The organism is Dermabacter sp. Marseille-Q3180, assembly GCF_940792985.1.
Lineage (GTDB): Bacteria > Actinomycetota > Actinomycetes > Actinomycetales > Dermabacteraceae > Dermabacter > Dermabacter vaginalis.
This window is the reverse complement of sequence record NZ_CALNWU010000001.1, coordinates 516163-538270: the sequence shown is the minus strand read 5'-3', so window position 1 is coordinate 538270 and position 22108 is coordinate 516163. Positions and strand designations below refer to the sequence as shown.

Annotated in this window: 17 protein-coding genes and 1 tRNA gene; 12 read left to right on the top strand and 6 right to left on the bottom strand. The window is 60.9% G+C overall.

All coding sequences use genetic code 11. From position 1 onward, the window contains the following. Positions 1-18: 18 nt before the first annotated feature. Positions 19-714 (top strand): sigma-70 family RNA polymerase sigma factor, encoded by a 696-nt coding sequence (locus NBW56_RS02425; RefSeq protein ID WP_250257857.1) that lies wholly within the window; start codon positions 19-21, stop codon positions 712-714. A 99-nt stretch (positions 715-813) separates the two neighbouring features. Further along, on the top strand, positions 814-1140 hold the full coding sequence (locus tag NBW56_RS02420) for an anti-sigma factor family protein (RefSeq protein WP_250257856.1): 327 nt from the start codon (positions 814-816) through the stop codon (positions 1138-1140). A gap of 110 nt (positions 1141-1250) precedes the next feature. Here NBW56_RS02420 and NBW56_RS10180 read toward each other — a convergent pair whose 3' ends face one another. From NBW56_RS10180 to NBW56_RS02400, 5 genes are all read right to left on the bottom strand, one after another. Further along, positions 1251-1325 carry a 50S ribosomal protein bL37 gene (locus NBW56_RS10180; RefSeq protein ID WP_371327113.1) on the bottom strand — a complete coding sequence of 25 codons (75 nt, stop codon included), beginning with the start codon at positions 1323-1325 and terminating at the stop codon, positions 1251-1253. Between the two features lie 138 nt (positions 1326-1463). Beyond that, entirely contained in the window at positions 1464-2096 is a 633-nt protein-coding gene (locus NBW56_RS02415; protein ID WP_239378657.1) for a GDSL-type esterase/lipase family protein, read from the bottom strand. Positions 2097-2203: 107 nt separating this feature from the next. After that, positions 2204-5932, bottom strand: a complete 3729-nt coding sequence (locus NBW56_RS02410; RefSeq protein ID WP_250257855.1) for a multifunctional oxoglutarate decarboxylase/oxoglutarate dehydrogenase thiamine pyrophosphate-binding subunit/dihydrolipoyllysine-residue succinyltransferase subunit — start codon at positions 5930-5932, stop codon at positions 2204-2206. Between the two features lie 44 nt (positions 5933-5976). Next, the gene (locus NBW56_RS02405) at positions 5977-7053 is read right to left on the bottom strand and encodes a HAMP domain-containing sensor histidine kinase (protein ID WP_250257853.1); all 1077 of its coding nucleotides are present in this window, start codon (positions 7051-7053) and stop codon (positions 5977-5979) included. Next, on the bottom strand, positions 7050-7787 hold the full coding sequence (locus tag NBW56_RS02400; protein ID WP_250257851.1) for a response regulator transcription factor: 738 nt from the start codon (positions 7785-7787) through the stop codon (positions 7050-7052). The genes NBW56_RS02405 and NBW56_RS02400 overlap by 4 nt, the downstream gene beginning before the upstream one ends. 166 nt (positions 7788-7953) lie before the next feature. Here NBW56_RS02400 and NBW56_RS02395 point away from each other — a divergent pair, with 166 nt between their 5' ends. The 5 genes from NBW56_RS02395 to NBW56_RS02375 all read left to right on the top strand — a co-directional run bounded on the left by NBW56_RS02395 (position 7954) and on the right by NBW56_RS02375 (position 12598). Next, positions 7954-9300, top strand: a complete 1347-nt coding sequence (locus NBW56_RS02395; RefSeq protein ID WP_250257849.1) for a hemolysin family protein — start codon at positions 7954-7956, stop codon at positions 9298-9300. Then, positions 9293-10375: a hemolysin family protein gene (locus NBW56_RS02390; RefSeq protein ID WP_250257848.1), complete on the top strand. Its 1083-nt coding sequence runs from the start codon at positions 9293-9295 to the stop codon at positions 10373-10375. The genes NBW56_RS02395 and NBW56_RS02390 overlap by 8 nt, the downstream gene beginning before the upstream one ends. Before the next feature lie 262 nt (positions 10376-10637). Then, positions 10638-11417 (top strand): M23 family metallopeptidase, encoded by a 780-nt coding sequence (locus tag NBW56_RS02385; RefSeq protein ID WP_250257846.1) that lies wholly within the window; start codon positions 10638-10640, stop codon positions 11415-11417. After that, positions 11408-12460, top strand: a complete 1053-nt coding sequence (tsaD, locus tag NBW56_RS02380; protein WP_150333066.1) for a tRNA (adenosine(37)-N6)-threonylcarbamoyltransferase complex transferase subunit TsaD — start codon at positions 11408-11410, stop codon at positions 12458-12460. Before NBW56_RS02385 ends, tsaD begins: the two co-directional genes overlap by 10 nt. 62 nt (positions 12461-12522) lie before the next feature. After that, positions 12523-12598 (top strand) — tRNA-Arg (locus tag NBW56_RS02375). Positions 12599-12691: 93 nt separating this feature from the next. On the opposite strand, the gene NBW56_RS02370 is transcribed toward NBW56_RS02375, so the two are convergent. Next, positions 12692-13885: an IS481 family transposase gene (locus tag NBW56_RS02370; RefSeq protein WP_250257520.1), complete on the bottom strand. Its 1194-nt coding sequence runs from the start codon at positions 13883-13885 to the stop codon at positions 12692-12694. A gap of 194 nt (positions 13886-14079) precedes the next feature. Between NBW56_RS02370 and NBW56_RS02365 the strand changes: the two genes are divergently transcribed. The 5 genes from NBW56_RS02365 (at position 14080) to NBW56_RS02345 (ending at position 22069) form a co-directional block, all read left to right on the top strand. Next, on the top strand, positions 14080-14526 hold the full coding sequence (locus NBW56_RS02365) for a hypothetical protein (RefSeq protein ID WP_250257844.1): 447 nt from the start codon (positions 14080-14082) through the stop codon (positions 14524-14526). 337 nt (positions 14527-14863) lie between these two features. Further along, complete coding sequence (locus tag NBW56_RS02360) at positions 14864-16021, top strand: Fic family protein (RefSeq protein WP_250257842.1); 1158 nt, start codon at positions 14864-14866, stop codon at positions 16019-16021. 69 nt (positions 16022-16090) lie between these two features. Continuing rightward, positions 16091-17635 (top strand): type I restriction-modification system subunit M, encoded by a 1545-nt coding sequence (locus tag NBW56_RS02355; protein ID WP_502799328.1) that lies wholly within the window; start codon positions 16091-16093, stop codon positions 17633-17635. A 4-nt stretch (positions 17636-17639) separates the two neighbouring features. Further along, the gene (locus NBW56_RS02350) at positions 17640-18866 is read left to right on the top strand and encodes a restriction endonuclease subunit S (protein ID WP_250257838.1); all 1227 of its coding nucleotides are present in this window, start codon (positions 17640-17642) and stop codon (positions 18864-18866) included. A 41-nt stretch (positions 18867-18907) separates the two neighbouring features. Further along, positions 18908-22069: a type I restriction endonuclease subunit R gene (locus NBW56_RS02345; RefSeq protein ID WP_349815702.1), complete on the top strand. Its 3162-nt coding sequence runs from the start codon at positions 18908-18910 to the stop codon at positions 22067-22069. The last annotated feature ends 39 nt before the right edge of the window (positions 22070-22108 follow it).

Sequence of the window (22108 nt, the reverse complement as noted above, 5' to 3'; positions counted from 1 at the left end):
AGCGTAGAGTCGAAAGTAATGAGCGAAAAAGAAGCGTTCCCCGCTCGGGGGAACCACGTGGAGGATGCGGTGGAGAGAGCCGAGCAAGGCGCCGCAGCGAATGTGGAGAGCACGCCGGATACGGCGCTCAGCCCTGAAGAGTTTGAACGTGAGGCGCTGAGCCACATCGATGCGCTTTATTCAGGCGCGCTGCGCCTTACGCGCCATCAGCACGATGCCGAGGATCTCGTGCAGGACACGTACGTGAGGGCCTTTCGCGCCTCCACGAGCTTCAAAGCGGGCACGAATATGCGTGCTTGGCTTTTCCGCATCATGCACAACGCCTTCATCTCGTCGTACCGCAAGGCGCAGCGCCGGCCCAAGGAATCCGGCGGGGAGCAGGTTGAGGATTGGCAACTGGCTCGCGCAGCCTCTCACGACAGCACGGGGCTTCGAAGCGCCGAAACGGAAGCTCTCGCTCTCCTTCCCGAGGGCGATATCCAAGACGCCCTCAACGACCTTCGCGAGGACTACCGCGAGGCGGTTTATCTCGCCGACGTTGAGGGGTTTTCCTACAAGGAAATCGCCGAGATTATGGGCACGCCGATTGGCACCGTGATGTCGCGCATCCACCGCGGGCGGGGGCTCTTGCGGGCCTCGCTCGAGCAGTATGCGCGCGAGCGCGGCTACTTGCGCGATGCGAGCGAGGCCGATGGCGGGGATCAGAAAGCATGAGGGGAATAAAGCGCTCCTTGAGGGCGTTCAACCTCGTGGTGGGCGCCGTGAAGTTCGGCGTCGCGCCGACCGATCCGCGACCACAGGAAGGTGCCACTCGTGTGTGATCCAGCGCTTGAGCGACTCATGGCTCGGGTTGATCGCGCCCTCACGGGGCGGCTGAGTGACGCCGAAGCGGTCGAACTTGAAAGCCACCTTGGTGAATGCGCGGCGTGCGCGCGAGAGATCGAGCAGGCGCGCCTCGTGCGTCAGCTTCTGCGCTCCTCATGCTCGGGGCGGGCTTCCGAAGAGTTGCGCGAGCGTGTTCGTGGATCGGCACGGACCCTCACGTATCGCGAGGTCCGCGTGAGCTACGGCGCCGATGGGAGCGTGCGAAGTGAATCGATCGCCGTCACCCGCACGAGCGAAGACCCTAAGCGCAGCTAAGTACGCAGGCGGTCCGGAGCCTACGAGAAGGGCTCGTGATGGACAGCGAAATGCCCGGCTGAATCATTCAGCCGGGCGTTTTTACGGAATTCGCGTGCCGAGCGCGTTGCTCAGGCGCTGGGGCGCTTACCGTGGTTCGCGCTGTTCTTCCTACGCGACTTGCGCTTGCGTCCGCGCTTGCTCATGGCACTCTCCTTTTCGTTCGGTTCGCGTGTCAATGCCCGCACCGAGGTGCAAAGGCAACCTCGGCATTCTCTCATACTTTGCGTGTGCGGTTGCGGGGCCCCTGTGGTGAGGGGATCAACATCACGCGCGTGGTGCCGCTACTGGACGGCGAGGAACTCCGAGAATTCGCCGTGCAGCACGAGCCACGTGATAAGCCCATAGCCCGTCTGCGAGGGCAGGTCACGCTCCGAACGCGCGACGTCAGCGAGGTACTGATCGTGGTGGGCGAGCGCCGCCGCCGGGTCGACGTAAGGGATGCGGCGTCGTGCACACACGTCGTGGAAGGCATGCGAGAGTTCGATGATCGCGTCGGTGCGGGCGCGATCCCTCGAAGGGGCGGGCCCCACGACGAACGCGGGAATCCTGAGGTGCCCGAGGCCGTCGAGCACGGTCGCGAGGTTGAGGCGCGAGCGCGCAATGCTGATCCCGGCATCGAGATCGGCGCGGCCTAGGGCGAGCACCACGCGGTGCTGCGTGTCGTCAATGTCGCCCGTGTTGTGCGTGTCAAGCAGGCGCGTGACGTCATTTTCCCAGCGCCGTGCGAGCGCCGCGGTGGTCTCACCCGGGATCGCAACGGTGTAGGAGTCCACGAGGTCACCCGAGCCATTGTGTTGCGCGAGGGCGCGAGTAAACCATCCCATCGCGCGCTGGTCGCCGGCGCCGGCAAGCATTTCGTCGCCGAGGGCAATCACGCGAACGCGCGGCTTGGTGGGGGCGGGGGAAGAAGTCACGTGCGTTTCCTTCGGTTGGCGTCGATGGCGGTTGTGGCGGTTCAAGGGCGGGGTTCCGACGCTTGCCTACGCCTTGTGTGCGGCGCTTGGCTCGCGCGGTTTTCCCGCTACCTCTCGAGTGTGTCCTTGGAGAAGGCGCGCTCGAGAAGTTCGCGTTGCTCTGCGATGTGCCTTTTCATGGTACCCGCTGCGGGGCTCGCGGAGGCAGGGCGCGCGAGGACGTGGAGGCGGGAGGAGAGATCACGCGGGAGGTTCATCGCGAGATGGCCCCACGCGCCCTGGTTGAGGGGTTCTTCCTGCACCCACGTGAGCGGTGCGTCGCCGAACGGTGCAAGCGCGTCGCGCAGGGCGTCGCTGGGAAGGGGAGCGAGCTGCTCGAGGCGAACGATCGCCGTTTCTTCATCGCCGCGACTGTGTCGCTCCTTTTCGAGCTCCCAGTAGATCTTCCCGGAGCATAAGAGCACGCGAGTGACACGCTCGGGAGTGCGGTGCTGATCGGGAATGACCGGCATGAATGTGCCGGAGAGGAACTCCTCTACGCTGCTCGCGGCGGCTTTATTGCGCAGCATCGATTTGGGCGTGAGCACGATGAGGGGGCGCTTGCGGGGGCGCTTCGCTTGACGGCGTAGCAAGTGGAAGTAGTTCGCTGGCGTCGAGGGCGCGGCGATCCGCATATTTCTTTCGGCGCACAGTTGGAGGAGACGCTCGGGGCGTGCGGAGCTGTGGTCCGGGCCCTGGCCTTCGAAGCCGTGGGGGAGGAGTAGGGTCACGCCTGAACGCTGGCCCCACTTTTGTTCGCTGCTGGCGATGAACTCATCGATGATCGTTTGCGCGCCGTTCGCGAAATCGCCAAACTGCGCTTCCCACAAGACGAGGGAGTCGAGCGCTTCCACCGAGTAGCCGTATTCGAAGCCTAGGGCCGCGAACTCGCTGAGCGACGAATCGAACACGCTGAAGGTTGCCTGGTGGCGGTCGAGATGTTGGAGAGGGGTCCACGTGTCCTGAGTTTTGCCGTCGATGAACACGGCGTGGCGTTGCGTGAAGGTTCCGCGCCGGGAGTCTTGACCGGCGAGGCGCACGGGGCGGCCCTCAACGAGGAGCGAGCCAAACGCGAGGATTTCACCGAAACCCCAGTCGATGCCGCCCGTGCGGCTCATCGCGATGCGTCGCGTGGCGAGCTGCGCGATCTTGGGGTGCGGCGTGAAGTCATCCGGGTAGGCGGCGTGCGCATCGGCGATCTTTTCCAGGATTTCGCGCTCTACGCCCGTGTCGAACGCGGCTGCTTCGTGGGGCGGCTCGGTCGCTTGCTGCGAGTCGGGAAGCTCGAGGCCACGCACGCTCGCCCCGTGCACGTCGGCGCCCGCGCGCGAGCCGGCAAACGCATTCTCGAGGTGGGAGTGGAAGTTTTCGACGACCCCTTGGAGTTCGTCGTCGGAGAGGTCGCCGCGCTCGAGGAGAGTCTGCGTGAACAGATTGCGCACGCTCGGTTTGTTCTCGATGAGCTTGTACATGAGCGGCTGCGTCATCGAGGGGTCATCGCCCTCGTTGTGCCCGCGGCGGCGGTAGCACACCATGTCGATCACGATGTCGCGGTGGAATCGCTGGCGATACGCAAAGGCGATTTCGGCGGCGCGCACGACGGCCTCGGGATCATCGCCGTTCACGTGGAAGATCGGCAGCTGCGTGCCCTTCGCGATATCAGTTGAATAGAACGAGCTGCGTGAGGAATCCGGCGAGGTGGTGAATCCGATTTGATTGTTGACCACCACGTGAATCGTGCCGCCCGTGCGGTACCCGCGAAGCTCGGAAAGGTTGAGAGTTTCGGTCACGACACCCTGGCCGGCAAACGCCGCATCGCCGTGCACGAGGATCGGAAGGATGGGGAAGTCGAGCGTGCGGTTCGTGGAGCGGTCTTGCTTCGCGCGCACGATCCCTTCGAGAACGGGGTTGACGGCTTCGAGGTGGCTCGGGTTCGCCGCGAGGTACACCTTTGTGCTGTGGCCATCCCACGACGTGAACGAACCTTCGGTGCCGAGGTGGTACTTCACGTCGCCCGAACCGAGCTCGTCGACGTCCTCGGTACCTTCAAACTCCTGGAAGATTTGGGCGTGGCTTTTGCCCGCGAGGTTTGCGAGCACGTTGAGGCGCCCGCGGTGGGACATGCCGATGCACACTTCGTCCATTCCGGCGCGCGCGGCGCCCGACATGACCGTGTCGAGAAGCGGAATCATGGCCTCGCCGCCCTCGAGCGAGAAGCGTCGCTGGCCCACGTATTTCGTTTGGAGGAACTGCTCGAACGCTTCGGCGGCATTCAAACGATCCATGATGTGGGTGAGCTCTTGCTTGGTGAATGGATCGCGCGGGCGCTCGATTTGCGCCTGGAACCAGAGGCGCTCTTCGGGGTCGGTGAGATGCATGTACTCAACGCCCGTCGTGCGTGAATACGCATCGCGAAGTTTCTCGATGATCTCGCGCAAGGTCGCGCGTTCGGCTCCGCCGAAGCCGCGCGTGGGGAATGTGCGATCGAGGTCCCACAGGGTAAGCCCATAGGTGGAAACGTCGAGATCCGGGTGCTTGCGCTGGCGGTATTGGAGGGGGTCGATGTCCGCGACGAGGTGCCCGCGCGTGCGATACGCGTGGATGAGGTCCATGACGTGCGCGAACTTTTCCTGATCGGAATCCTTGAGCGGGTTGTCGGGAACCCACTGGATCGGCTCGTAGGGGACGCGCATCGACGTGAAGATCCGCTCGTAGAAGCCGTCGAGCCCCATGAGTTTGTTGGCCATGACGCGCAGGAATTCGCCCGAGGTTGCCCCTTGGATCACGCGGTGGTCGTACGTCGAGGTGAGCGTCATGACCTTCGAAACGGCGAGTTGGGCGAGAGTCTCGGGGCTCGCCCCCTGGAACGCGGCCGGGTAGTTCATTGCGCCCACGCCCACGATCACTCCCTGGCCCTTCATGAGGCGCGGAACCGAGTGCACGGTGCCGATCCCCCCGGGGTTCGTGAGCGACACCGTCGTGTCCTCGAAGTCGGCGATCGTCAGTTTCCCGCTCCTCGCACGTTTGACGATCTTGTCGTATTCGCGGCGGAACTGCCGGAAGGTGAGGCGCTGCGCGCCTTTGATATTGGGAACGACGAGACCTCGGCGACCGTCGGCCCTGCGAATATCGATCGCGAGGCCGAAGTTGATGTCCTCGCGCGTGAGCAGTGTGGGCTTGCCCTCTCGCGTTTCGAAGCCGTTGTTCATATCGGTGACTTCGCTGATGGCCTCGACCATGGCGTAGCCAATGAGGTGGGTGAAGCTCACCTTGCCGTCACGCATGCGGCGGAGGTGCCCGTTGATGACCTCGCGATTGTCGAACATGAGTTTGACGGGGATATCGCGCACGCTTGTCGCGGTAGGGATTGTGAGCGATTCGTCCATGTTTTTGACGATCGCGGCGGCGGGGCCGCGCATGCGGCTCGGCTCGGGTTCGGTGGGTTCGAATGGGGCAAGGGCGGGGAGTTCGGTGGTCGGGGTGCGGGGGCGGTCCGACGCTGACGAGATTCCGCTGTGGCTATGGGTGACCATCGAATCTTTCTCGCGCGAGCACCGCTCGGCAGGTTCGGCGACAGGGGCGGGAGGCTCGGGCTCTGCCTGAGCTTCAGTGTGCTCGGCATCGTGCGCATCTTCGCGCCTCGGTGCGTTCGCCGTTCGCGGGTGCGAAGAGAAGTAGGCGGCCCACGATGGATCGACGCTACCGGGGTCCTTCTCGAACTGCGCGCGTAGCTCGTCCACGAGCCACTGATTCGGCCCGAAGGAATCGCCCGATGCTTGTTCGTGGGCCTCGTGCACGGACCATCGCCTCTTTCACTGTGGGAGAACGTTTACGCCCAAGACTAACCGAGCGCGCGCTCGTCACGTAGGGGGGTGTTCGGGAGCAGAACGCGGATCGTCGAGCTCGGGTCCGCAGAATCGCGCCCCGGATGGTCGATCACCTCGATCGTTCCGCCATGTAACTCCACGGCCCAGCGCGCGATCGCGAGGCCCAGGCCTGTGCCGCCGCTTTGATCGGGAGTTCCGCCGCGTTCGAAACGTTCGAAAACGGCTTCGCGATCCGCCTCGGCGATGCCGGGGCCCTGGTCACGCACCTCGATGGCGATCGAACCTGTGCTCTTGAACTCCCACGCGCGCACATAGATTGTGCCGCCGCTCGGCGAATGGCGCGAGGCGTTGTCGAGCAGGTTCGCGATGACTTGGTGAATGCGCGCGGGATCGGCAGTCACGCTTAACTCTTGCGGCTTAACGTCGATCACGAAGCGCACGTCACGCTCTTGCACACGTGCGGCAAGTTGGGCGCTGTCCACGGCTTCGTGAAGAAACGGCGTGAGGGCAATGCGCTCGCGCTCAATATCCATGACTCCGGCCTCAAGCCGTGAGAGGTCGAGGAGATGGGTGACGAGCCGCGTGAGGCGTTCAGTCTCGCCGAGCGCAATCTCGAGACTCTCGGTCGTCGCGGCCGTCACGCCGTCAACCATGTTTTCCAGCTGGCCGCGCAGAGCCGCGACGGGGGTACGCAGCTCGTGGGAGACGTTTGCCACGAGGTCGCGGCGGAGCTCATCCGTGCGGGCAAGCTCAGCGGACATCGTATTAAAGGCCGACGCGAGCTGCCCCACCTCGTCGCGAGATTTTGTGGTGACGCGCCTGCCGTAATCTCCGAGCGCCATGGCCTTCGCGGCGACGGTCATTTCTCTCAGGGGGCGCGTCATGCCCCGCGCGAGGATCTGTGTCACGACGAGAGCGGCGAGCACCGTGAGCGGGATGAAGAGCAGGGGATTGAGCCCCGCAGCTGAACCGGCCCAACCAAGGAGTGCGGCGACGAGCACGGATACGGCAACGATGACGCCCAGTTTGATCTTGAACGAGCCAAAGCGCTGAAGGGGCGATAAGTCGAGGGCCTGCGTCGGAACCCTCACGCGAGCTCACCTTCCGGAACCTCAAGGGCGTACCCCACCCCGTGGACGGTTCTCACGAGGTCGCTCCCGAGCTTCCGGCGAAGCGCCTTGACGTGGGAATCCACCGTGCGGGTGCCGGTCGCATCCACCCAATCCCACACGTCTTCGAGGAGTTGTTCGCGCGTGAGCACCGTTCCGGGCGCGAGCGCGAGACATACGAGAAGGTCGTATTCGGTGGGCGTGAGGTGTGCTTCGTTTCCGCCGCGTGTGACGCGTCTCGAGTCGCGGTCGATCACGAGGTCACCGAGCTCAATTTTCGAGGGTGCGTCCGCCTCCGGTGTGGCGGCGTTTCGGCGCACGCGCCGCACGAGGGCCTTGAGGCGTGCCACGAGTTCGCGCATTGAGAAGGGCTTGGTCATGTAGTCATCTGCGCCCACACCGAGGCCGACAAGCATGTCGGATTCCTCGTCGCGAGCAGTGAGCATGAGTACCCCGAACTCGCCGAGGCCCCTCACGCGGCGGCACACCTCGAGTCCATCGAAACCGGGAAGCATGACATCGAGAACGACCGCATCGGGTTTAAAGTTCTCGATTGTCGCGACCCCCGAAGGGCCATCGTGGGCGATCGCGACGGTCCAGCCTTCGGCGCTCAAGCGGTCGCTGATCGTGCGCGCGATCGTGCGCTCATCTTCCACAACGACGATTCTGGCGTGCGATTCCGCGGCGTTCGCGGGTGTGGGTGAAGTGCTCATCATGATCTCAACCCTATTGCGCAAAATCTCGTGCGGCTGTGAAGGAAACGTGCACTATAGTGGCGCGTACGATGAACGAAAACGATTCACCACCTCGAAGTTCCATGCCCCCTCACCTTCGCCGCTCGAGCGGTACCTCGGCTTTGACGCTCGCGGGTGGTGAGCGGGCATGATGACCTGGATCCTCCTCGGCGTGGGCCTTCTCCTGACCGCCGGAACGGCCATCTTCGTGGCCTCAGAATTCTCCCTCGTGGCGCTCGATAAACACACGGTGGAAAAGGCCGTGGCGCGTGGCGATAAGGGGGCGAAGGGCGTGATGAATGCCCTCACCCACCTCTCGACGAACCTGTCGGGTGCGCAGGTAGGCATCACCATCACCACGCTCATTTTTGGTTTTGCGGTCAAAGATCCGCTGACCAACGTGCTCTCGAGCCTGCTGTCGTTCACGGGGCTCGAGGCCTCGATTGTGTCCACGACCGCGCTTGCGCTGGCGATGGTGCTTTCCTACGGCTTTTCGGTCGTGTTCGGTGAACTCATCCCGAAGAACCTTGCAATCGCGGCGCCATTTGAGACGGCCAAGATTGTGGCACCGATGCAGCACGGCTTCACGATCGCGCTCAAGCCGCTCATCATCATGTTTAACGCGACCGCGAACTTCTTCTTGCGCCTCCTCGGAGTTGAGCCGCAAGAAGAGCTCTCGGCGGCGCGCTCACCCGCCGAGCTCGATTCGCTCGTGCGCCACTCGGCTCAGGCAGGCACCCTTGATGAGGGCACCGCGGTGCTACTTTCCCGCACGCTTCAACTTGCGGACCGCACGGCTGCCGACGTCATGACGCATCGCGGAGCGATGATCAGCATCGATATGAGCGAGCCGGCGTCGGAAGTGCTCGCCCTCACCGCCGATTCTGGCAAATCGCGTTTTCCCGTGACTGACGAGAGTGAAGACGACGTTGTGGGGATCGTGCAGGCCCGCCAGGCGATCAAGCTCCCGCCCGCCGAGCGTTCGCGCACGCGTGTGAAGGAGATCATGAGCGAAGTTGTGCGCGTGCCTGAAACCGTGGGCCTCGACTCACTTCTCGAGGATCTGCGTGCCCAAGGCGCACAGCTCGCCGTGGTGATCGACGAGTACGGCGGCACGGCCGGAATCGTCACGCTCGAAGACGTGATCGAAGAGATCGTGGGCGAGGTTTCCGATGAACACGACACCGATGAACCCGAGCGCTTTGCCCAGGGCGGGGTGGACGAGTGGACGGTTTCGGGCCTCATGCGCCCCGATGAGATTCGCCGTGACATGGGGGTCATCATCCCCGAATCTCCCGACTATGAAACCCTCGGCGGCCTCATCATGGACCGCCTCGAGCGGCTCCCGGAGGTCGGTGACGTGGTGGAGGTGCCGGGCGTGCGCTTCGAGGTCGTGGACCTCGATGGCCGCCGCGTGGACACCGTAGACATGAAACTACTTTCCGACGAGGCGCGTGCGCGCACGGAAGACGAGGAGGAGGGCAGCAATGAGTGACCTTGCCGCACTTCTGATTGGTCTCGCGATGCTCGCGGGCAACGCGTACTTCGTGGGTGCTGAGTTTGCCGTGATGAGCGTGCGCCGCAGCCAGCTTGAGCCGCTCGCGGCCGAAGGCAAGCCCGGTGCGAAAACCGCGCTGTGGGCGATTCAGCACGTGTCGCTCATGCTCGCCACCGCACAATTCGGGGTGACCGTGTGCTCGGTGACGCTCGGTGCGGTAGCCGAGCCCGCGATTGCCCATCTCATTGAGCCGATCTTCGAAAGCTTCGGTGTTCCCGAGGCGCTCGTGCACCCGATCTCGTTTACGATCGCGCTTCTCATTGCGAGCTACTTGCACGTGGTCCTTGGCGAGATGGTGCCGAAGAACCTTTCGATTGCGCTTCCGGTGGGGTCAGCTCGTATTCTCGCGCCACCCCTCGTGTGGCTCACAAAGATTTTGCGTCCCGTGATTTGGCTCCTTAACGCCACCGCAAATTCGGCGCTGCGCCTCCTCGGGGTAGAACCGCAGGACGAGGTGTCGGCGCAGTTCACGGCAGAAGATATCGCCGCAATCGTGGACGAATCCGAACGCGAAGGGCTTCTTGACGACGAACAGGGGCTGCTCAAGGGGGCGATCCAGTTCTCCGACCATGTCGCGGGCGACGTCATGGTGCCCATGGAGGATGTGGTGACGGTCGGCTACGGCATCACTCCGCAGAAGTTCGAGGAGATCGTGGCGCGTACCGGATTCAGCCGTCTCGGCGTAAAGAATGACGCGGGAGACCTCGTGGGCTACCTGCACCTCAAGGACATGATCGTGCTTGATGGCGAAGATCCCTCGGTGTACACGACCCCGGTGAGCCCGGGTAAGGTTCGCGCGGTCGTCTCGGTGGCCGACGATGATGACGTAGAGGAAGTGCTGCGCGCCATGCAGTACAACGGTGCGCACATGGCCCGCGTTGATTCCGCGAACCACAGGAGCGTGGGTGCGGTGTTCCTCGAAGACGTTCTCGAGGAGCTCGTGGGCGAGGTCAACGACGTTATGCAGCGCCAGCGCCTTGCCGGCGCTCGCCCCGCGGGCGCTCGAGCGTAGGCCCCTTGGTAAAGAGACGTGACGCGCCACACACAGCAATGTGTGTGGCGCGTTGCTGTGTGGGTCGAACGCGCGCCTGGGAAGTGACGCTCGAGACGCCGACAGTAAAAATTCGGCAATCACTCGTTCAGGTGGGCCGATTGGGGCTGTTCGTGGGCCTACGTTAGTAGTGGTCCTAAAAGCGGAGCTTCCCCATCCGTGAGGGCCTGCGCGGCAGCCCCGCGCGAGCACTGATCATCAACGTGGTAAAAGGACGAACACCGTGGCGAAGCATCGCGCAGCCGGAAGGGCTCAGATGAGGCCCCTCCAGCCAGCACAGGGGACCAGGCGCAACTCGGAGGCCGCGAGCTCGGCCGTCAAGGTTGGTGTCGTAGGCGCCCTCGCCACGGCGACAATCGCCGTTCCGCTTGCTGCTGCCGCTGCCGATCAGGGCACGGCTCTCCCGTCGAGCGTCGAGGCCACGTCGGAAGCCATCGCCCCGCAGCAACAGGAAGTTGCTGAGAAAGCGACGGCTGTGCAGAGCGCCGCGCTTCCCGCGGCCGTGCAGAGTGACCAGATCAGCTACGCGGATACCGCGATTGAGGGGAACCTCGAGGCCGAAGTCGAGCAGACCGAAGTCGAAGCCGCTGGCCTCGGTGAGGTCGCCGGCGATGGCGAGTGGCAAAAGCCCACACCCGGTGCCCCCATCACCTCCCCGTTCGGTTACCGCGTTCACCCCACCCTCGGGTACCGCAAGATGCACGACGGCGTTGACTTCGGCGCGAACTGCGGCACCCCCGTGTACGCCGCCGAGTCCGGAACCGTCAAGATTTCGGGCTACAAGAGCTCCGCGAGCGGCAACGCCGTTGTACTTGACCACGGCAACGGTGTGGAGACCGAATACTTCCACCTCTCGGCCGAATCCGTGAACGTAGGCGATACCGTGACCAAGGGTCAGCAGGTCGGCAACGTCGGCTCGACCGGCCGCTCGACCGGCTGCCACCTTCACTTCGGCCTCAAGAAGGGCGAAGGGCACGTCGATCCGATGTCGCTGTGGCGTTGAGCCCGGTCGTTCTCGGAGTCGAGTCCTCGTGCGATGAGACCGGCTTCGGAATTGTCAGTGAAGGAAAACTTCTAGGTCAGGGGCTTGCGTCGTCCGCGTCGAAACACGCGGAATTCGGGGGAGTGGTTCCCGAAATCGCCGCGCGTGCCCACCTCGATGCGGTTGTTCCCACCCTCCAGATCGCGCTCAAGGACGCCGGCGTTGAGCCGAAAGACATCACACACGTGGCCGCAACGTCCGGCCCCGGCCTCGCCACCGCTGTACACGTGGGGCTTGCGGCGGCGAAGTCGATTGCGTGGGCCCTCGATAAGCCTCTGTACGGCGTGCACCACCTCGCAGGGCACGCTGCCGCGGACACGCTCGAGCATGGCCCACTTCCCGAGCACAGCATCATCCTGATCGTCTCGGGCGGGCACACCTCGATCCTCGAAGTTCGCGACCTCGTTCGTGACCCGATCGTGCACCTCGGTGACACGCTGGACGACGCCGCCGGTGAGGCTTTCGATAAGGTTTCCCGCTTGCTTGGCCTCGGGTACCCCGGCGGCCCCGCAATTTCGAAGGCCGCACTCGAGGGGGACCGCGAAGCTTTCCGTTTCCCGCGCGCGATGCTTCGTGCGGGCGATCATCCGTACACATTCTCGTTCTCTGGCGTAAAAACGGCCGTGGCCCGCACCGTTGAACAGATCGAGCGCACGGGCGCTGCCGTTCCCGTTGCGGATATTGCAGCCTCGTTCGAGGAAGCAGTTGTAGACGTGCTCGTGACCAAGGCCGTGAAGGCGTGCCAGGAGAAGAAGCTGAGCACCCTCGTCATCGTGGGTGGCGTTGCGGCAAACCGTCACCTGAGGGCGAAGGCCCAGGAGCAGTGCGACAAGCTCGGCATCGAGCTGCGCGTGCCCCCGCCGAGCCTGTGCACCGACAACGGCGCGATGATCGCCGCAGTCGGCGACCTCCTCGTGCGTAGCGGCGCCGAGCCGAGTGGCCTCGGTATCGCGGCGGATCCGTCGGCGGTCCTTCACGGCGCCCAGTTGCCCGTTCCCGCCTAGCGCATCACGTTTCGCGCCCCCAAGGCGCGCCCCGTGCCTGATCTTGCTAAACTGGCACGGTTGCCCGCGTAGCTCAGTGGATAGAGCGTCTGCCTCCGGAGCAGAAGGTCGTAGGTTCGAATCCTGTCGCGGGCGCCATTGTCATGAGTCGCGTCATGCTTGACGCATGAGTCGCGACATGCTGGACGGGCCGGCATCCCAGTTGTTTTTGTTCTGGGGTGCCGGTTTTGTTCATTTGGGGTAGAGCGGTGGGTCGCCGTGTTTCCAGTAGGCCTTTTGGTAGTCGCGGGCGGTGTCGATGTAGTGCTCGGTGAGTACTTCTCCGGTTTCAACCAGTGATGTGATGATGTGGTTGTCGGTGATGACCATGAGAATTTTCTTGTGTTTGTAGGCGCGTCCGATGCCGAGGTGGAAAAGTTTGCCGGCGTAGCGCACGCTGACTTTGCCGTTTTTGTCGATTGTGTCGTTTCGGGTTCGCCATTCTTCTTTGGGGTTGTTGTTGGGTGTGGCTTTGACTCCGGTGGTGTATGCCTGCTGTGGGGTGCGTCTGCCCAGGGCGCGGTGGGGCCGGGTGCAGTTGTAGTATTGGCGAAACTCATTGAGGAGTTGTTGCAGCTCATCAATGTTTTGTGCTGGGGGTCGGGCTTTAATCCATTTTTTGAGGGTTTGGTGGAACCGCTCAATTTTTCCTTGGGTTTGAGGGTGGCCTGGCCGGCCGTTTTTCTGTTGGATTTTGTGTGCGACGAGCACTTTTTCGAAAGCGTTTCTCCCACCTTTGCGCCCGGCTAGGCGTGCGGTGAACACCAGTGCGTTGTCCGTAAGCGTGGATGCTGGCGGGTCGTATGTGTGGATTAAGCGTGTGAGTTCGGCGGCGACGGCGGGGCCTGTGAATGCGGCGGCCGCGGTGATTGACAACAGGTATCGCGAGTGGTCATCGAGGAAGTCGAGGACTTCAATGCGTGTGTTGTCGGCAAGGAAGAGGTGGGTGATGTCGGCTTGCCAGCATTCGTTGGGCATTGCGGCCTCGAAGCGGATGTAGGAGCTTCTTGGCTTCTTTTGCGGCTGCGGGGTGATCAGGCCTTCGTTGGTGAGGATGCGACGGATCGTCGAAGTTGACGGGGCACGTTTGCCGGCCTGTTCGAGGTGGTAGGCGATGGTTTCGGGTCCTGCGTCAAGTCCGTGCCGGGTGAGCTGTTTGCGGATATCGATGATTTCGTTGCGCAACGCGTCCGGTACCGCGTGTGGGTGGGTGTGAGGGGCACGTGATTTCGGTGCGATTGCCTCGGCGCCGCCTGCGTCGTAGGCGTTGAGTATCTGGTGGACGCGTTGGCGTGAGATGCCAAAGCGTTTGGCGACGTTGGTGGGTGTGCCGCCTTGGTCTTGAACGGCTCTGACGATGGCGAGGTTGCGGTTGGGACTGTTCATGGTGTCAACCATGTCCCGACTCACCAGTCAAGCGTCACCGACACGAGTGAGGTAACCCTAAGTGTCAACAGTGACGCGACTGACCTGTCAAGGATCACAACGCCTTCCCCAGGCACACCCCGTCAAATATGTCATGACCTCGGACACTGTCGCGGGCGCCATCCCCCCTTGTTTCGTCGTGCTAGGTTTTTCCTATGACGGATACCGAGTGGGCGCCGGCCCTCACAATCAACGGTGAAACCTCGTACGAGGCGAAGCATGAGTGCAAAATCGGCTTCGAGCGCACCCTCGAGCGCATGGACGGCGAGAGTCTCCATTCGCTCGTGCTATGGCACTACCCGGCAGACGAGGAGTTTGCCAGCCCCGACTATCTTGACCAGTACCTTCAGTGCGCGGGCACTGCCGATCGCCTCACCATCGAGTTTCGTTACACCAGATCCGACGGCACCTACGTGCACTTTGTTCTCTGTCGCGAAGAGCCGGAGGGCGATGAAACTTCGGCGATCCACCCCCGCTACCCGAGCATCCAGGTTTATCCCGAAGACGTCTGGACCGCAGCAGAAGCCGCCCCCATCTTCGATTACTACGCCCGCGAGGTGATGATTCCCGATTGGGTGCTCGGGCGGGAGATCGAGATCTGAGCTGTGATCCCCGGACCCCTTGGTCGCGCAAGGCCCTCAGGTGCAAAATTTTCGCCCCTAAGCTTTCATAAACCCTCAATCGGTGACACTTTAGGATCTAAAGTGTCACGGAAGGGCTTCGAATGAAAGGTTAGCGGCGATGTCGTGGAAGGCTCAAACCTGGTTTCCCTCGGAACACGGTCGCAGGCCTCGGGACCGGTGGGCCGGTACCTATTGGTCATATATTCCCGCTTCCCTTGCCCAACCCGAATGGCGGATCGATCCGCGTGTCTCGCAGGAGGCCGGTCGGGTGGAGCGACGCATCCGAAGTCTTAACCTCCAGGAATCAGGCGGAAAGATGGAGACGCTTGCGCCCTATCTGCTCCGTAGCGAGGCGGTGTCGAGCTCCTTCATCGAGGGGGTGCAGTCCAATGCGAGGAAGATCGCCCTAGAGGAACTCAGGCGCGAAGAACGCGGCTCCGAAACCGGGGCCCGTAGTGCAAACACCACAGCTGAAGCTGAAATCGTGGGGAACATCGATGCCCTGACGCGTGCCGTTGGAGAACTCAGCAGCGCCGAGCGCATCGAATGGCAAGATATCGAAAAGCTCCAACGTGAGCTCCTGCCAGGCCGAAGCAATCTCGGTACGCGAAATCGGCAAAACTGGGTGGGTGGAAACAGCTTCCACCCGGGGGAGGCGGAGTTCATCCCTCCGAGCCCCGATGATCTCAAACCGGCACTCGAAGACCTCATGTCGTTCCTCAACGGTGCCGCCAACGGTCCGCTTATCCAGGCGGGGATTGCCCACGCACAGTTTGAAACACTGCACCCCTTTGCTGATGGCAACGGAAGAATTGGCCGTGCGCTGATCCACACGGTGTTTGCCCGAACGGGTTTGGCGCTGGGAGCTGTTTTGCCCGTGAGCCAGGTGCTGCTGACGCGGTCTGACGAGTATGTCGCCGGCCTCATGGCGTATCGCGGCATCCCAGAGGGGGCATCATTGACGAGCGAGGTTGAACCACAACGATCATTGAGCCTCGACGAAGGGATCAACGCTTGGCTCAGCCACTTCATTGGTGCGGCCGATTCTGCCGTGGACCTCGCTCTCGACCTGAAGCATGAACTCGATCGTTTTGACGTTCACAGCCGTCAGCTAGTCGTTGAGTACGCGAAGAGCGTTGGCGCTGCTCCTCCTCGAAGCGATTCCACCGTGTGGAAGGTTGTGGAGGTCTTGCCGAAACTTCCGGCGCTATCGATCAACGCTGCTGCACATTTAACGGGGAGCAGTCGCACTTCAGCGCACAAGGCATTGGAATATCTTGAGGCCGCGGGAGTGCTTGACGAGCGGAGCATCGGAAAAGGTACGCGCGGATTTGTGTGCAGCGATCTGTTCGACCTTCTCAACTCAACCCAGCGAAAATGGGCCAGCACACGATTTGATACACGTATGAGCTCTCCGCGTAGGCCAGCGCCCCGCGCTGCCGCCCGCGCCAGCACTTCAGTCGACGGGCACTGACGTATCCTGGACGAAGTGTTTTTCTGGCTGTTTCCGCCTGCCTGTTTTTGAGGGGTTGTTGTGAGTTCTTTGCCGCGTGAGGTTCAGCGGGATCGTTTGCATCGGACCATTTGGGAGGTTGCGAACGAGCTTCGCGGCGCGGTGGACGGCTGGGATTTCAAGAGCTATGTGCTCGGCATGCTGTTCTATCGCTTCATTTCGGAGAACCTCGCAAGCTTTATTGAAAAGAACGAGGGCGAAGGGTTCAGCTACGCGAGTCTTACGGATGAGCAGGCTGAACCGATCCGAGACATGATGGTGGATGAGAAGGGATTCTTCATCCTCCCCTCGCAGCTTTTCGTGAACGTGAGGGCGCGGGCAACGCAGGATGAGAACCTCAACGAAACTCTGGAGAGGGTTTTCCAGAGCATCGAGGGCTCCTCGGTGGGGCATGCGAGTGAGGATGACCTCAAGGGGCTCTTCAATGAGCTTGATGTGAACTCGCCTCGCCTGGGCAATACAGTGGAGCGCCGCAATGAGAAGCTAAGGAAGCTCCTCAACGCGATCGGTGACCTGGATGTGGGTGAGCGGCACGATGAGGGCATCGACATGTTCGGTGACGCGTACGAGTTCCTCATGCAGATGTATGCCTCGCAGGCCGGTAAGTCGGGCGGCGAATATTACACCCCGCAGGAAGTCAGCGAACTGCTCACGCGTCTGACGGTGATCGGTAAAACGCAGGTGCAGCGCGTGTATGACCCGGCTGTCGGCTCGGGGTCGCTGCTTCTGAAGTTCGCGAAGGTCCTTGGCCCAAATGGCGTGCGGCAGGGATATTACGGTCAGGAGATCAACCTGACTACCTATAACCTGGCGCGTATCAACATGTTTTTGCATGACGTGAACTACGACAAGTTCAACATCGCGCACGGGGATACGCTGATTGATCCGCAGCATTGGGATGATCAGCCGTTCGACGCGATTGTTTCGAACCCGCCGTATTCCACGCGGTGGGAGGGCAAGAATAACCCGTTGCTGATTAACGACGTTCGCTTCGCCCCGGCTGGGGTGCTAGCGCCGGTCACGAAAGCGGATCTCGCCTTTACGATGCATGTGCTCTCGTGGCTCGCGGTCGATGGCACGGCCGCGTTGGTGCAGTTCCCCGGGGTGTTGTATCGCGGGGGCACGGAGCAGAAGATCCGTAAATACTTGGTGGACAACAACTATGTCGATGCGGTGATTCAGTTGCCAGCGGAGATGTTCTTTGGCACCACGATTGCTGTGTGCGTGCTCGTGTTGAAGAAGTCCAAAAAGGATAACGATGTGTTGTTTATCGACGCGTCAAAGTACTTCGTCAGGCAGGGTAAATACAATGTGATGACGCCGTCGCATCGCGACAAGATCGTGGAGATGGTCGCGGAACGTCGTGAGGAACAGTACGTTTCCAAGCGGGCGAGCGCTGAGGAAGTCGCGGCGAACGACTACAACCTCTCCGTGAGCTCGTACGTGGAACTGGAAGATACGCGTGAACAAATCGACATCGTTCAGCTGAACGCTGAGATCGCTGAAATCGTCGAGCGGCAGGCTGCGTTGCGTACTAGCATCGATGCAATCGTTGCCGAGCTTGAAGCGGAGTAACGAAATGAGCCGCGTCGAGAAATTGATTCAAGAACTCTGCCCCAATGGGGTTCCGTTTCGTCGGTTGGGCGAACTAGTCTCATATTCCAAAAAGAAGGTTGCCTCGGCTGCGCTCGACGAATCGAACTTTGTCGGCGTCGACAACTTACTGCCAAACCTTGGTGGGCGTGAAGACTCGAAATATGGACCCAACACAAAGACCTCCACGGCGTTTAAAAATGGCGACATACTTCTAGGTAATATTCGCCCGTATTTGAGGAAGATCTGGCTGTCTGACCGTTCCGGTGGTGCAAGTGGGGACGTTCTAGTCCTGACGTTGAACGAAGAAGTAGTAGAGCGGTTGGAACCGGGATTTCTGTATTGGTTCCTTACGACAGAGTCATTCTTTACCTACAACAATCGCTTTGCTCGTGGCGGGAAAATGCCGCGCGGTGACAAGGCAAAGATCCTTGAGTATCTAGTCCCGGTTCCGCCGATTGAGGTGCAGCGGGAGATCGTGAAGATTCTTGATCTGTTTACTGAGCTCGAGGCTGAGCTCGAGGCTGAGCTCGAGGCTCGCCGGAAACAGTACGAGCACTACCGCGACCAGCTTCTCACCTTCCCTGAAGACGGGGGGGCGACGTGGGTTGAGCTTGGCGCCCTTGGGGAATGGCATGGTGGAAGTACACCTAGCAAGAGTGAGACAAAATACTGGAACCAAGGAACAATTCCATGGGTTTCTCCCAAGGACATGAGTGTTTCGCATATCGGCAGAACCATTGATTTCGTAACTATGGATGCTGTGAACTCGGCACGTGCGCGCCTTATTCCTGCAGGAGCCATCCTAGTCGTCACACGTTCTAGTATCTTGGCGAAACGGTTTCCCGTTGCTACGGCAGGAAACGAAGTGACCATCAATCAGGACCTCAAAGCGCTTGTTGTCCAAAAGGATGTTGACGCTCGGTATGTCTTTCATGCTTTGAACGCTTACGGTCGCCAAATCCTTTTGAAAGTCACAAAGCATGGAGGTTCAGTCAATTCAATCGAATGGAAGCGTTTTGCTCGTTTCAAGATTCCGGTACCTAGTGAACCGGAGCAGAAAAGGATTGCGTCCCAGCTAGACAGATTTGATGCGCTCGTAAACGACTTGTCGTCGGGTTTGCCGGCGGAGATCGAGGCTCGGCGGAAACAGTACGAGTACTATCGAGACAAACTCTTGACATTCAAAGAACTGCAACCTGAAGCGGCATAAAGCGCGTCCTTTTCGGTTCGCGCTCACGGCAGGGTAGAGGAATGGTGGGGATGGAACGGTCCACAGTTGAGGAACTGAGTCGGGGCAAGATCGCGCCCATCGCGCTGAGTGATGAAGCAACCGTCGTCGCCGCCTACGAGGCGGACACTGCTGCTTCGGCCGCCTACCAGTCAGAAGCGCAGCTCGAAGAGGCCCTCATCACGCAGCTCCAGGCGCAAGCCTACGAATACGCCGATATTCGCGACGAAGACGCCCTCGTGGCGAACCTGCGCACACAACTCGAAGCGCTCAACAGTATCCAATTCACCGACGCGGAATGGAAAACGTTCTTCGAAACCTCCATCGCCAGCGCCAACGAAGGGTCGAAAGAAAAAACCTGGCGGCTCCACAACGCCAACACCCAACTCCTGCAGCGCGAGGATGGAACGACCAAAAACATCCGTCTCCTCGACAAGAGCCAGATTCATAACAACAAACTCCAGGTCATTAACCAATATGCCGTCGAGGCAGGAACCACACCGGGCTCCGCGACGCACTCCAACCGGTACGACGTCACCATCCTCGTCAACGGGCTGCCGCTCATCCACATCGAACTCAAACGCCGCGGCGTCAACCTCCGCGAGGCGTTCAACCAAATAGCCCGCTACCAAAACCAATCCCTCTGGTCCGGCCACGGACTCTTCGACTACGTGCAAGTGTTCGTCATCTCCAACGGCACACTCACCAAGTACTACTCCAACACCACGCGCCCCAAACCAGCCGACAACACCAAACGCACCCCCAACACGTGGGCCTTCACCTGCTGGTGGGCAGACAGCCAAAACAAAGTCATTCCGGACCTGAGCGGCTTCACCCGCACCTTCTTCGCCAAACACACCATCCTCAACATCCTCACCAAATACTGCGTGCTTCGCGAAGACGGCAACCTCCTCGTCATGCGGCCCTACCAAATCGCTGCCACCGAACGCATCCTCCAACGCATCGATGTCGCCAGCAACAACGCCATGCTCGGCACCACCCAAGCCGGCGGTTACATCTGGCACACGACCGGCTCAGGGAAAACACTCACGAGCTTTAAAACAGCGCAGCTCGCCACCGCGCTCCCAAGCAACCCCAAAGTTCTGTTCGTCGTCGACCGTAAAGACCTCGACTACCAAACCATGCGGGAGTACGACAGCTTCAAAAAGGGTGCGGCGAACTCCAACACCTCCACCAAAATCCTCACCGAACAAATGGGGGATCCCAACGCGCGCATCATCATCACCACCATCCAAAAACTCTCCAACTTCGTTGCAGCGAACGCGAAACACCCCATCTACAACGAACACACGGTGATAATTTTTGACGAATGCCACCGATCCCAATTCGGTGACATGCACAAGGCGATCACCAAAAAATTCAAGAAATACAACATCTTTGGATTCACCGGAACCCCAATTTTCCGCGACAACGCCGGCAAATCCTACGGGGCACGCGACGGCCGCGTAGCGCTACGCACCACCGAAGAAACCTTCGGCGAACAACTCCACACCTACACAATCGTTGACGCGATCGAAGATAAGAACGTCCTCCCCTTCAAACTCGCGTACAACAACGTGCTTGCACGTGCCGGCGGCACCGTTCAAGAAGGCGCGAGCCGGGCTCAAGAAGAAGCCGCACTCATGGCGCCCAAACGCATCAGCGCCGTCACCCACTACATCCTCGAACACTTCAACCAGCACACCCGCCGCCAGATCGAAACCGGCGAACCCACTACCTCCTACCTGCACACCATCACGAGCAACACTGCAGAGGTCGCACGCAAAAAGGGCGGGGCTCGCGAGGCAATCACCGCGAAGCGCCGCGTCATCGGATTCAACGCGATGATGGCCGTGCAATCTGTGGAAGCTGCCAAGCTCTACTACACCGAATTCAAGAAGCAGCAGGCAGGGCTACCGGAAGATCAGCGGCTCAAAGTCGCCACCATCTTCAGCTACGGAGCCAACGAAGACCCCGAAGCCGGAATCCTCGCAGAAGAAGGGTTCGACACTCAACGGCTGAGCGGTGAGAACCGCGAATTCCTCGACACCGCCATCGCCGACTACAACCAGATTTTCGGCACCAGCTACGACGCGAACGGCGACAACTTCCAGAACTACTACCGCGACCTCTCCATGAGGGTGAAAGACCGAGAAATTGACCTGCTGCTGGTCGTGAACATGTTCCTCACCGGTTTCGACGCCCCGACGCTGAACACGCTCTATGTCGATAAAAATCTGAAATACCACGGGCTAATTCAGGCGTTCTCACGCACCAATCGCATCCTCAACACCGTCAAACGGTACGGGAACATCGTGTGTTTCCGTGACCTCCAAGAGAACACCGAAGACGCCCTCGCCCTGTTCGGGAACGCTGAGGCTCAAGGCATCGCCCTGCTCGAGCCATACGAGCACTACCTGGAGCAGTACCGGCTCAAAGTCGCGGAAATGCTCGCCTTTCACAAACCCGGTACCGGGGTCCCGGCTAGCGAAAGCGAACAACACCACTTCGCCGAAGTTTTCGGCGAGATCCTGCGGCTACGGAACCTCCTGGCGGGGTTCGATGAGTTCCCTGACGATGACGACCTCACCCCGCGTCAACTTCAAGACCTGCAGAGCGTCTATCTCGCGGTGCGCGACGAGATGCGGGCCGATGCCGACGCAAATGAGCCGCAATCAGAACAACTGGAACTCGTGTTCGAGATTGAGCTGCTCAGACAAGTGGAAGTCACCGTCGATTACATCCTGATGTTGGTCGAGAAGTTCCGCGAACCGCTGTTGAAATCCCAGGCTCCTGACGACCGGTACAAAGAACGAGTATTGCAAGCGATTGAATCCAGCCCGACCCTGCGCGACAAACGCGACCTGTTCATGGACTTCATCGAAGGTGTGAATCCGGATGCGAGCATTGCCGAGCAGTGGATTGCCTTCATCACCAAGCGCCGCACACAAGAACTCGGCACCCTCATCAAAGAAGAAAAACTCCGTGAACCCGCCGCGTGGGACTTTGTACAAAGTGCCTTCGACGCCGGAGTAGTCCCCCGCATCGGCACCGACATCGGGAAAGTGCTGCCGCGCATGAGTTTCTTTGACAACACCACCGGTGGCGAGAGCCGAGCGGAAAAGAAAGAGCGCGTGCTCGACAAAATCACGGAGTTCCTGGAACGCTACGCACCGCTCGGCTGAGCGCCGCGAGCCTTTCGCACCGCTCGGTTGAGCGTCGCA